Consider the following 12796-nt stretch of genomic DNA (forward strand, 5'->3'; position numbering starts at 1 on the left):
TTACTGAGCTTCTTTTTTTACTTTTTTCCCATGGGTGAAATAATAGATAACAATGATTAAAACGATAAATATTGCTGATGCATAATACAAATTACGATAACCTAAAAATGGAACGAGAAGCCCCATGATGAAAGGACCAAAACCTACACCCATATCTAAAAAGCCAAAAAATGTCGATGTGGCTACACCTAAACGATCAACGCCTGAGCTACGTATTGCAATAGCTTGACCAAAAGGTGAAAATGAACCATAACCCAGTCCAATAAAAATAGCTGCCACCAGTAGAATAATTGAAGACTGTGCCCAACCGATCAGTACCAAGCCAATTGCAAAAAAGATAAAGACAGGGTACATCACATAATTATCACCCTTGATATCAAAGATACGACCAGTTACAGGGCGTGAAACCAATATTGCTAAGGCATAAATAAGGAAGAACAGGGATCCAGCTGTTGCAAGCCCAATTTCTGAGGAATAAGTATTCATAAATGCCAAAATACTTGAATAAGCAATACCTATCAGCATCCCTATTACAGAAATAGAAACAGCTTTCTTTTCAAAATAATTTGACCAAGAGAATTTCTTCTTAATACTTTCTGAACTAGCTACAGTTGTATGAGGCGCTTTAATAAAGAAGATACCAATAAGTGCAAGTAGCAAGAGCACATTTGAAAGATGAATTAAGAGTGTAAAACCATATTTACCATAAAGAAACATGGAGAGGAAAGGACCGATAGCTGAAGACATCGTTACCGATAAAGCATAATAACCGATACCTTCCCCTCGCCGAGAAGAAGGAACCGTTGCTCCTGCTAAAGTCCCTGAAGCTGTTGTTGCTATACCAAAACCAATACCATGTAGGAAACGAAGAACGAGCAAGCTCTCAACACTTGGTACAAGATAGTATACCAAACCAAAGAGCAAATAAATGCTTGTTCCCATAAAGAGCATTTTCTTAACACCCCATTTTGCAATGTTGTTCCCCGCCCAAAGACGTGCAAATAAGCTACCTACAATGAAAAGACCTGTCAAAATTCCGGCTGTACCCGCAGAAGCATTATACTTTGCCATCGCATGTGTACCAATAACAATCGTTGGAATATAAAATACTAAATAATATATAAAATTGAGTAGCATATTAATAATAAAACTTGGCGTCCATAACTTTTCTTTTTTCATTTTTCTCCTTCACTTGTATCCGCTATCAATCAAATAAAAAGCAGGAAAACTCCCGTTTCCGAGAGCTTATCCTAGCATTTTTTGATTATAGCTTAATTTTAGTTACATATTATTATATCATTTTTCTGCCTATTTTAATTTCCTGAAGCTTCACATTTGCCTCACCTGTTCGTCTACATAAGTTTTACGAACAACAAAGGAGAGTTTTAAAATTCATTCGAAAGACTGATTGTCCCTAGATTTTAGAATGTTATAATAAAGATATAAATAAATCGAGAGGGTTAACGACTATGCTATTCTTATTATTCTTTATTCTATGCACTTATCTATTTCTCAAGGGCTTTGTTAAGTTCATCTTGCCATTGCTTCTTTTTATCTTCCTTGCAAAACTTTTTCTGGGCGGACTCTTTCTCTTCTTCAATACTCATTTCCTTTTCACACTAGCGATTATTGCCTTCTTCATCTGGTTAATTCGTACGGTAAGCAGTCAAAACTACTAAAAAACACTCTCTATTGTTAGAGAGTGTTTTTTTCTATTTTTAAAAATTTATTTTGCTTCATACCAGCTGTCGCCCGTATTTTCATCTGCAAGTAAGGGAACATTTAACTCTACTGCAGATTCCATAGTTTGTTTCACCAAGTTTTGAACCGCCGTAAGTTCTTCCTTAGGTACTTCAAGAATAATCTCATCGTGAACTTGTAGCAATAATTTGGCTTTAAACTTGCCTTCTGACAATGCTGCATCAAGATTAATCATGGCAATTTTCAAGATATCTCCGGCTGACCCTTGAATCGGGGCATTAATTGCTTGACGTTCTGCACCTTGTCGCACCATAAAGTTGCGATTATTGATTTCTGGCAGTTTACGCCGGCGATTAAACATCGTGCTTACATAGCCTTTATCCTTGGCTTCACGTTTTGTTTCCGCTATATAATTGGCAACTCCAGGATAACGCTCAAAGTAAGCTTGGATCATCTCTGCTGCTTCCTTATTGGAAATACTCAAGCGTTTAGCGAGTCCATATTCTGTTTCTCCATAGGAGATACCAAAATTGACAGCTTTCGCATTGCGACGATCGTTAGGCGTAACATTTTCAGGCTTGTCTATGTTGAAAACACGCATTGCTGTACTGCTATGAATGTCAGCACCATGATTAAAAGCATCAATAAGATGTTCATCTTTAGACATATGTGCCAAAACCCGAAGTTCAATTTGCGAATAGTCGGAACTCAAAAGAATATTATCTTCAGCTGCGACAAAAGCTTTACGAATCAAGCGTCCAGCTTCTAGGCGTACTGGAATATTCTGCAGATTTGGATCAATCGAGGAGAGACGACCTGTTTGCGTTAAATCTTGAACATATCGTGTATGGATACGGCCATCTTCAGCTATTTGCGGAATCAACCCTTGCACGTAAGTGGATTGAATTTTTGATATTTGACGATATTCGAGTATTTTGGCTACTAGTTCATAGTCTTGAGCCAAGTTTTCTAAAATATCTGCTGCTGTTGAATAGCCTGTCTTTGTTTTTTTCCCATGCGGCAACTGTAATTTTTCAAAAAGAATGACTCCAAGTTGCTTAGGCGAATTAATATTAAATTCTTCACCTGCAAGTTCATAAATTTTTTCAGTTAAATCAGCAATCATCTTCTGATTTGCCGCACCAATTTCTTCTAAGGTGCTCACTTCAGCAGCTATTCCTGCTATTTCCATTTTAGCTAACACGTTGGCCAAGGGAAGTTCCATTTCTGTCAAAAGATGATATTGTTCATTTTCCTCGAGATTTTGGATCATTACCGCTTTCGTTGTAGCTAAGACATGAATTTTACCTGCCAAATGTTTGAAAAGAATTTCATCTTCAGGAATACGACGTTTTGCTCCTTTGCCGTAAACTTCTTCATCAGTAGATATATACTTGTTAGCAAATAATCGACCAATAGTTTCAACCTTATTATCTTCTGTTGTAGAAATAAGATATTTAGCTAACATACTGTCGTACTTGGCTGTCGGTAGTTCAATACCTAAGCGATGAAGCAAAACTTTATTTTTCTTAAAATCATATGTATTTTCAGGAAAAGGGAAATTCTTTAGGAGTTCTGTATTCTTTGATACAAAAACTTTTTCTTCATTTCCCCAAGCAAACCCAATGATATCTTCTTTGTGGTAATTCTCATTTAAAATTTCAATATAAAAGAAATCATCTTTGTCCACTAAAATATCTGTTGCATCTTCCACAACTTCAAAACTAAGCGTAACTTCATCTGCTTCTGCCGTTTCAAGTTTGGCTTTGAATTGCGCAAATCCCATCTCATCATAAAACTTGATCAATTCTGCTGCATCCACAGGCTTAATCAAAGTATCAGCAAGATCAATTTCAATCGGAGATTTCGTATCAATCGTTGCAAGAGTACGAGATAAAAAGGCCATTTCACGGTCAGCAATAAGATTTTCCTTCATCTTACTTTTCTTAAGTGAATCAATATTCTCATAGAGATTATCAATAGATCCCCACTCTTGAAGCAACTTCATAGCCGTCTTTTCGCCGACTTTTGTTACACCTGGATAATTATCCGAGCTATCACCCATCAAACCTTTAAGATCAATAAACTGTTGTGGCGTTAAGCCCGTTTTTTCCAATAAATAAGCCGGTGTAAAGCTTTCAAACTCAGCCACACCTTTTTTCGAAATTTCGACTGTCGTATTTGAGTCCACTAACTGAATCAAATCCTTATCCCCAGTTACGATTGTAACATCATAATCGCCAGCTTCAGGGAGTTCAGCCATTTTATCTAAAGTACCAATAATGTCATCTGCTTCATAGTTTTTAAGCTCATAATGATTATAGCCTAACTTTTCAATCAGCTCCTTAATAAAAGGCAATTGTTCGCGGAATTCATCTGGTGTACGTGCTCGCCCATCTTTGTAAGCAGAAAACATTTCCGTTCTAAAGGTTGTTTTTCCTGCATCAAATGCAATCAGAACATGATTAGGTTCTAATCTTTCGACCAAATTATTAAGCATAAGATGAAAGCCATATATCGCATTGGTATGTAAGCCACTCGGAGCCACAAAACGATCTACTTGATTATAGAGGGCGAAAAAAGCCCTGAATGCTAATGAAGAACCATCAATAAGCAGTAATTTATTTTTCTTGTTTTCCATAACTCCTATTATACCTTAAATTTATAAAAAAAAAGAAGCCTTAGCTTCTTTACTTCACTTGGCATTTACCCTATCTCGCAGGGGGCAACCCCCAACTACTTCCGGCGTAATAGGACTTAACTTCTGTGTTCGACATGGGAACAGGTGTATCTCCTATGCAATGAATACCAAATCATGGTCTAGTGCTTTTAGAGACGTTTTGACCTGTAGAAAATTAGGAAGTTGTGGTTCTGCGTCACACGCAGGTTCTCAACTTATCTATTTTCATAAGGTCAGGCTCTAAAAGCCTAAAGTTGAATGTATTGAACACTCAAAACTAAATAACAATCTCTTGATAAATAAGTAAAGCTGAACTCATATGTTCTATTACTTGGTAAAGTCCTCGAGCTATTAGTACTGGTCCGCTCCATCCCTCGCAGGACTTCCACTTCCAGCCTATCAACCTGATCATCTCTCAGGGCTCTTAATTCATAAAGAATGGGAAATCTCATCTTGAGGTGGGCTTCGCACTTAGATGCTTTCAGCGCTTATCCCTTCCCTACATAGCTACCCAGCGGTGCTCCTGGCGGAACAACTGGTACACCAGCGGTAAGTCCACCCCGGTCCTCTCGTACTAAGGGCAGATCCTCTCAAATTTCCTACGCCCGCGACGGATAGGGACCGAACTGTCTCACGACGTTCTGAACCCAGCTCGCGTGCCGCTTTAATGGGCGAACAGCCCAACCCTTGGGACCGACTACAGCCCCAGGATGCGACGAGCCGACATCGAGGTGCCAAACCTCCCCGTCGATGTGAACTCTTGGGGGAGATAAGCCTGTTATCCCCAGGGTAGCTTTTATCCGTTGAGCGATGGCCCTTCCATGCGGTACCACCGGATCACTAAGCCCTAGTTTCCTACCTGCTCGAGTTGTAGCTCTCGCAGTCAAGCTCCCTTATACCTTTACACTCTACACATGATTTCCAACCATGTTGAGGGAACCTTTGGGCGCCTCCGTTACTCTTTAGGAGGCGACCGCCCCAGTCAAACTGCCCGACAGACACTGTCTCCCACGCCGATTATGCGTGTGGGTTAGAGCAACCATGAAGCAAGGGTAGTATCCCAACAGCGACTCACTTGAAACTAGCGTCCCAAGGTCAAAGTCTCCTACCTATCCTGTACATGCTTCACAGGTACTCAATATCAATCTGCAGTAAAGCTCCATGGGGTCTTTCCGTCCTGTCGCGGGTAACCTGCATCTTCACAGGTACTAAAATTTCACCGAGTCTCTCGTTGAGACAGTATCCAAATCATTACGCCTTTCGTGCGGGTCGGAACTTACCCGACAAGGAATTTCGCTACCTTAGGACCGTTATAGTTACGGCCGCCGTTTACTGGGGCTTCAATTCAGAGCTTCGCCTAAGCTAACCCCTCCTCTTAACCTTCCAGCACCGGGCAGGCGTCACCCCCTATACATCACCTTGCGGTTTAGCAGAGAGCTGTGTTTTTGATAAACAGTTGCTTGGATCTTTTCACTGCGGCTGTATTTCTACAGCACCCCTTCTCCCGAAGTTACGGGGTCATTTTGCCGAGTTCCTTAACGAGAGTTCTCTCGATCACCTGAGGCTACTCGCCTCGACTACCTGTGTCGGTTTGCGGTACGGGTAGTATTGAATTAAACGCTAGAAGATTTTCTTGGCAGTGTGACATCAAGGGCTTCGCAACCGTAGTTGCTTCCCCATCACAGCTCAATGTTAAAGGAAAATGCATTTGACACATTCCACACCTCACTGCTTAGACCAGAATCCATTAACTGGCTCCCTTTAGCCTACTGCGTCCCTCCATCACTAACAATACTAGTACAGGAATATCAACCTGTTGTCCATCGACTACGCCTTTCGGCCTCGCCTTAGGTCCCGACTAACCCAGGGCGGACGAGCCTTCCCCTGGAAACCTTAGTCTTACGGTGGATAAGATTCTCACTTATCTTGCGCTACTCATACCGGCATTCTCACTTGTAATCGCTCCAGCACCCCTCACGGTATACCTTCATCGCTGATTACAACGCTCTCCTACCATTTAATTAATATTAAATCCACAGCTTCGGTAATATGTTTAGCCCCGGTACATTTTCGGCGCAGGGTCACTCGACTAGTGAGCTATTACGCACTCTTTGAATGATAGCTGCTTCTGAGCTAACATCCTAGTTGTCTGTGCAACCCCACATCCTTTTCCACTTAACATATATTTTGGGACCTTAGCTGGTGGTCTGGGCTGTTTCCCTTTCGACTACGGATCTTAGCACTCGCAGTCTGACTGCCGCACATGTGTATTAGCATTCGGAGTTTATCTGAAATTGGTAACCCGAGATGGGCCCCTCATCCAAACAGTGCTCTACCTCCAATACACTTAAATTGCGACGCTAGCCCTAAAGCTATTTCGGAGAGAACCAGCTATCTCCCAGTTCGTTTGGAATTTCTCCGCTATCCACAAGTCATCCAAACACTTTTCAACGTGTCCTGGTTCGGTCCTCCAGTGCGTCTTACCGCACCTTCAACCTGCTCATGGATAGGTCACTAGGTTTCGGGTCTACATCATGATACTAAAGCGCCCTATTCAGACTCGCTTTCGCTACGGCTCCGCCTCTTCAGCTTAACCTCGCATCATAACGTAACTCGCCGGTTCATTCTACAAAAGGCACGCTCTCACCCATTGACGGGCTCGAACTTCTTGTAGGCACACGGTTTCAGGTGCTATTTCACTCCCCTCCCGGGGTTCTTTTCACCTTTCCCTCACGGTACTGGTTCACTATCGGTCATTAAGGAGTATTTAGGCTTGGGAGATGGTCCTCCCGGATTCAAACTGGATTTCGCGTGTCCAGCCCTACTCAGGATACTGCTAGGTATAAAGTCTATTTAAAATACGAGGCTATTACTCTCTTTGGCTTACCTTCCCAGGTAATTCTTCTATAGACTTTAAGTCCACGTTGCAGTCCTACAACCCCAAGAAGCAAGCTTCTTGGTTTGGCCTGTTTCCCGTTCGCTCGCCGCTACTTAGGAAATCGTTTTTACTTTCTCTTCCTGCAGGTACTTAGATGTTTCAGTTCTCTGCGTTACCTTCTCGTAAGCTATGTATTCACTTACGGATACTATGCATAACATAGTGGGTTTCCCCATTCGGAGACCTAGGGATCAATGCGTACTTACTGCTCCCCCTAGAATATCGTCGTTAGTCACGTCCTTCTTCGGCTCTTAATGCCAAGGCATCCACCGTGCGCCCTTATTAACTTTGCCATTAAAACAAGTATAAGTTTTTTCGAACTATTTAAAATAATTCGCAGCTTTACAGAAATGTTTTACCATTTCTCGGTTTATTTATCGTTATAAGATATTGTTATTTAGTTTTCAATGATCAATTCCTATTTTAACGTCTTCGTTGACAAGACACTTTCGTATCTTATGGAGCCTAGCGGGATCGAACCGCTGACCTCCTGCGTGCAAAGCAGGCGCTCTCCCAGCTGAGCTAAGGCCCCTTCTCTCAACGCAATCTTCTCTATCTTGCATCAAAAGACTGCTTGTTTGGTCTTTATAGACCCCTCAAAACTGAATAAAGTAGAACAACATCTTTTTTTATATTCCTTAGAAAGGAGGTGATCCAGCCGCACCTTCCGATACGGCTACCTTGTTACGACTTCACCCCAGTCATCGGTCTTACCTTAGGAAGCGCCCTCCTTGCGGTTAGGCAACCTACTTTGGGTACTCCCAACTTCCGTGGTGTGACGGGCGGTGTGTACAAGGCCCGGGAACGTATTCACCGCGGCGTGCTGATCCGCGATTACTAGCGATTCCGACTTCATGCAGGCGAGTTGCAGCCTGCAATCCGAACTGAGAATGGTTTTAAGAGATTAGCGCACCCTCGCGGGTTGGCGACTCGTTGTACCATCCATTGTAGCACGTGTGTAGCCCAGGTCATAAGGGGCATGATGATTTGACGTCATCCCCACCTTCCTCCGGTTTATCACCGGCAGTCTCACTAGAGTGCCCAACTTAATGATGGCAACTAGTAATAAGGGTTGCGCTCGTTGCGGGACTTAACCCAACATCTCACGACACGAGCTGACGACAACCATGCACCACCTGTATCCCGTGTCCCGAAGGAACTCCTTATCTCTAAGGATAGCACGAGTATGTCAAGACCTGGTAAGGTTCTTCGCGTTGCTTCGAATTAAACCACATGCTCCACCGCTTGTGCGGGCCCCCGTCAATTCCTTTGAGTTTCAACCTTGCGGTCGTACTCCCCAGGCGGAGTGCTTAATGCGTTAGCTGCGCTACAGAGAACTTATAGCTCCCTACAGCTAGCACTCATCGTTTACGGCGTGGACTACCAGGGTATCTAATCCTGTTTGCTCCCCACGCTTTCGAGCCTCAGTGTCAGTTACAGGCCAGAGAGCCGCTTTCGCCTCCGGTGTTCCTCCATATATCTACGCATTTCACCGCTACACATGGAATTCCACTCTCCTCTCCTGCACTCAAGTCTCCCAGTTTCCAATGCACACAATGGTTGAGCCACTGCCTTTTACATCAGACTTAAGAAACCACCTGCGCTCGCTTTACGCCCAATAAATCCGGACAACGCTTGGGACCTACGTATTACCGCGGCTGCTGGCACGTAGTTAGCCGTCCCTTTCTGGTTAGATACCGTCACTTAAGTAATTTTCCACTCTACTTAACGTTCTTCTCTAACAACAGAGTTTTACGATCCGAAAACCTTCTTCACTCACGCGGCGTTGCTCGGTCAGGGTTGCCCCCATTGCCGAAGATTCCCTACTGCTGCCTCCCGTAGGAGTCTGGGCCGTGTCTCAGTCCCAGTGTGGCCGATCACCCTCTCAGGTCGGCTATGTATCATCGCCTTGGTAGTCCTTTACACTACCAACTAGCTAATACAACGCGGGATCATCAAGTAGTGAAGCAATTGCTTCTTTCAAATAAGAATCATGCGATTCTCATTGTTATGCGGTATTAGCGTTCGTTTCCAAACGTTGTCCCCCGCTACTCGGCAGATTTCCCACGCGTTACTCACCCGTTCGCCGCTCTTCATAAAAATAGCAAGCTATCTTTAATCATCGCTCGACTTGCATGTATTAGGCACGCCGCCAGCGTTCGTCCTGAGCCAGGATCAAACTCTCATTTAAATTTAGTTCATCAAATGAACTGGCTGTTGTTTTGTCTTTCATTATTGAATTGACAGTTGGTATACAAGAAGTTAACTTCTCGCATATAGTCATTCTACTTTATTCAGTTTTCAAAGGTCTATCGCTCTCGTAAGAGATACGCTCTCTCGCGACAACTATTATATTCTATCAAACTCAATTTGTTCTGTCAAGAATAAACTGTGCTTTTTTTAAAAAATTTTACCTTTGTTCGGTTTATCCCCCATTTACTGGGCTTTACGGCCATTTATTTTTTTTGTAATTTCCAGTTAATTAAGATGAGAACACCGATATGTAAATAAAAAATGGCCACTTGGCCATTTTTTTATTTACATATCTACATTATGATAAACTTTTTGAACATCGTCGTCGTCTTCTAAAGCATCTACCAAACCTTCGAAGGTTTCTAAATCTTCACCAGAAAGTTCAACTTCGCTCTGTGCAATCATCTCAAGTTCAGTTGTTGTAAATTCAGTAATACCTTTTTCTTTGAGAGCAGCAATTGCTTTGTGTAAATCTGTAGGTTCTGTATAAACAATAATTTGTCCTTCTTCCGCAGAAACATCACGGACGTCAATTTCTTGTTCAATCAAATATTCAAAAATCTCGTCAGCATCATCACCAGCAAAGACGATCACACCTGTATTATCGAACATGTAGCCTACAGAACCTTCCGCACCAATATTCCCACCATTTTTATGGAAAATTGTGCGGATATTAGAAATTGTACGGTTTACATTTGAAGTTAACGTTTCACAGATAATCATTGATCCATTCGGTCCGAATCCTTCATATCGTCCAGAAACGAAAGCTTCTTCTGCTCCACCTTTAGCTTTGTCAATCGCTTTATCAATAACATGCTTTGGAACTTGTGCTTGTTTCGCACGTTCAATAACAAACTTGAGCGCTGTATTTGACTCTGGATCTGGCTCCCCTTGCTTTGCGGCTACATATATTTCAACACCAAATTTTGCATAAACTTTTGATGTTGCTCCGTCTTTAGCTGATTTTTTTGCGGCAATATTGGCCCATTTGCGTCCCATGGGACACCTCCTATTTTCAATTTATTCTTAAATATTATATCACAAAATCAATGGTTTGCGCCCATGGTTCTGTTCTTTAAAATTACGATTTCCTAATTGATAAATATCATCTGATTTTTGCGTAAGTAAGTCCCATGATTCTTTTCCAATGCGAGTCACAAGCTTATCCTTCACTTTAGCCAGATGTTGTTGTCCTTGCTTTGTAAAACCTAAAACATGAATGTTTTGAGGCAACTGAAAATCACGTGGAATATCCAATAAAACATAGGTCAAAAGCCGTCTTACACGTGCTCTAGTATATCGTTTTGTATGCACTGCCTCTATCAATTCATCGACAGTATTCACTTGCTTAATGGCTGTTTTTATCCGACTTTCCAACTCTGTATTCATTTGAAAAATAAGGCTCAAATCATGGGAGATTATCTTATACTTAAGCAAAGTGAAATAATTATCCCAAGAAACTCTGGGGTGCTGATAGAGTTGTTTTAAATTTTCCGGCACAAAATTCAAAATATCTTGTTGGTCGATATTTGCTCTAATAGCTGTTGCTGAAGCAATTTCACCAGATAAACTACGAGAATGAAAATCGTTACTACGCTGAATGGCTTGTAGTCTTATATCTTTGCACGCACTGGCTTTGGCATAAGCAAGAGCCAGGACATGGTTGGGTGTATTTCCATCAAAATGTAAGCCTGAGAATTTCTGCCACATCATCTGAGTTTTTTCGGGATAACTCAATGTATCAGGTAAATCTTTAATGAAGTTCTCCATTTCGGTTGACTTCTCTTCATAAAGATTCACGATTTTTTGATAATCAAGGGTAGACTCCGAACCAAAAACAAGTTCACCAATCCCCATTTTATCAAGAATATCCACTGCTGCCTGTGCAAAAAAATCAGCAGCTTGGACAGCTCCCATGACAGGAAGCTCAACCACGATATCTGCACCATTTTTTAGAGCCATTTCAGCTCTTGTCCATTTATCAAAAAGAGCCGGTTCACCCCTTTGCATAAAATTACCAGACATGGCAACGATTTTTATACCATCGCCTGCCTGATCTAATAAATATTTATGTCCATTGTGAAAAGGGTTGAACTCAGCAACAATTCCTATTATTTTTTGCATACAAAGAACCAACGTAAGCTTTCTTCTTCAGGTTTTTCATCTTCAAAATCAGCATATACTTCTACTTTAGAAAATTTTTGAAGTCTTGTCAAATATTCCTTTATTGGGTACGTTCTCTCTTGATGTACTTCATCTTTACGCACAAATTTTCCATCGGAATCTTTAACAAAGAAAGTCAATTCATGGACGACTGAATGAGGGTAATCCCCTACAAAAGAATCCCAGAGAAAAGCAAAATCTTCATCGTTTTCGTGATAAGAGTAACCTGGAAAGACCGAATCCACTTGATATGTCGAATGGACATCAAAGATAAACACACCTTCCGCATTTAAAGAATTATAAACACCATCAAAAACGCGTTGAACTTCAGAAGCATTCGACATGTAACAAAGCGAATCCGAATAGCAAGTCACAACATCAAATGTGGTTTCTCCTGATAATTCACGCATATCTCCGGCAGCAAAAGTAATTTTTGCCCCCATCTGACGTGCACGTTTATCTGCAATGGTCAGCATTTCCTCTGACAAATCAACACCGGTTACTTCATAGCCTGCTTGACTAAATCTTATCGAGAGAATCCCTGTACCACATGCCAATTCCATGATATTTTGCGTTTTTGCTGGAAAATGTCTTTGACTAAACTCAAACCACAAGTCATAGAGCTCCTCATCCATTACGGAATCATAGACCCGGGCAAATTCCTCATAAGAAGCCGTCATTTATTCAGAAATCCATTCATTAATATCAACAAGTGGTGCATCTGACCATAGTTTCTCTAAGTTAAAACGCAAGCGTGAATCATGGTCAAAAACATTGACAATCACGTCACCTAAGTCAACTAAAACCCATCCTGTACGCGCATCTCCTTCAATATGACCTGCTGCTTGAACACCAAGCTTATCTGCTTCTTCAGCGACATTATCAACAATCGCATCAATCTGACGTGTATTCATTGCTTCAAGGACAACGAAATAATCTGCAACGCCTGACACAGCAGCGACATCAAGTGCTACAATATCTAAAGCTTTTTTATCATCGGCTGCTTTTACAACTGTTTCGAGTAATTGTTTTGAATTCATTTTATTCCTATTTTCTATTTT

6 protein-coding genes, 1 tRNA gene and 3 rRNA genes are annotated in these 12796 nt (G+C 41.6%); all 10 read right to left on the reverse strand.

All coding sequences use genetic code 11. From position 1 onward, the window contains the following. The 10 genes from J0J33_RS01675 to rsfS all read right to left on the reverse strand — a co-directional run bounded on the left by J0J33_RS01675 (position 1) and on the right by rsfS (position 12775). Complete coding sequence (locus J0J33_RS01675) at positions 1-1179, reverse strand: MFS transporter (protein ID WP_019291575.1); 1179 nt, start codon at positions 1177-1179, stop codon at positions 1-3. Positions 1180-1726: 547 nt separating this feature from the next. After that, on the reverse strand, positions 1727-4342 hold the full coding sequence (gene polA / locus J0J33_RS01680; protein WP_019335280.1) for a DNA polymerase I: 2616 nt from the start codon (positions 4340-4342) through the stop codon (positions 1727-1729). A gap of 56 nt (positions 4343-4398) precedes the next feature. Continuing rightward, positions 4399-4514, reverse strand: a 5S ribosomal RNA gene (rrf, locus tag J0J33_RS01685). Positions 4515-4712: 198 nt separating this feature from the next. Next, positions 4713-7612 (reverse strand): 23S ribosomal RNA (locus J0J33_RS01690). Positions 7613-7778: 166 nt separating this feature from the next. Next, positions 7779-7851, reverse strand: a tRNA-Ala gene (locus J0J33_RS01695). A gap of 110 nt (positions 7852-7961) precedes the next feature. Next, positions 7962-9510: ribosomal RNA gene (locus tag J0J33_RS01700) — 16S ribosomal RNA — on the reverse strand. Together the 16S, 23S and 5S rRNA genes with 1 tRNA gene alongside form the textbook arrangement of a ribosomal RNA operon. Positions 9511-9857: 347 nt before the next feature. Beyond that, positions 9858-10571, reverse strand: coding sequence for a YebC/PmpR family DNA-binding transcriptional regulator (locus tag J0J33_RS01705; protein ID WP_017369493.1), 714 nt, complete (start codon positions 10569-10571; stop codon positions 9858-9860). Between the two features lie 39 nt (positions 10572-10610). Beyond that, positions 10611-11696: a nucleotidyltransferase gene (locus J0J33_RS01710; protein WP_173817239.1), complete on the reverse strand. Its 1086-nt coding sequence runs from the start codon at positions 11694-11696 to the stop codon at positions 10611-10613. Beyond that, complete coding sequence (locus J0J33_RS01715; protein ID WP_019291521.1) at positions 11684-12415, reverse strand: class I SAM-dependent methyltransferase; 732 nt, start codon at positions 12413-12415, stop codon at positions 11684-11686. The genes J0J33_RS01710 and J0J33_RS01715 overlap by 13 nt, the downstream gene beginning before the upstream one ends. Continuing rightward, positions 12416-12775 (reverse strand): ribosome silencing factor, encoded by a 360-nt coding sequence (rsfS, locus tag J0J33_RS01720; protein ID WP_003133173.1) that lies wholly within the window; start codon positions 12773-12775, stop codon positions 12416-12418. Positions 12776-12796: the final 21 nt, after the last annotated feature.

The sequence above is a fragment of the Lactococcus sp. LG1267 genome, from assembly GCF_017309545.1.
Lineage (GTDB): Bacteria > Bacillota > Bacilli > Lactobacillales > Streptococcaceae > Lactococcus > Lactococcus petauri.

Excerpts from the sequence above, each read along its gene's own strand:
- J0J33_RS01675 (WP_019291575.1), bottom strand. The coding sequence starts at position 1,179 with ATGAAAAAAGAAAAGTTATGGACGCCAAGTTTTATTATTAATATGCTA.
- polA (WP_019335280.1), bottom strand. The coding sequence starts at position 4,342 with ATGGAAAACAAGAAAAATAAATTACTGCTTATTGATGGTTCTTCATTA.
- J0J33_RS01705 (WP_017369493.1), bottom strand. The coding sequence starts at position 10,571 with ATGGGACGCAAATGGGCCAATATTGCCGCAAAAAAATCAGCTAAAGAC.
- J0J33_RS01710 (WP_173817239.1), bottom strand. The coding sequence starts at position 11,696 with ATGCAAAAAATAATAGGAATTGTTGCTGAGTTCAACCCTTTTCACAAT.
- J0J33_RS01715 (WP_019291521.1), bottom strand. The coding sequence starts at position 12,415 with ATGACGGCTTCTTATGAGGAATTTGCCCGGGTCTATGATTCCGTAATG.
- rsfS (WP_003133173.1), bottom strand. The coding sequence starts at position 12,775 with ATGAATTCAAAACAATTACTCGAAACAGTTGTAAAAGCAGCCGATGAT.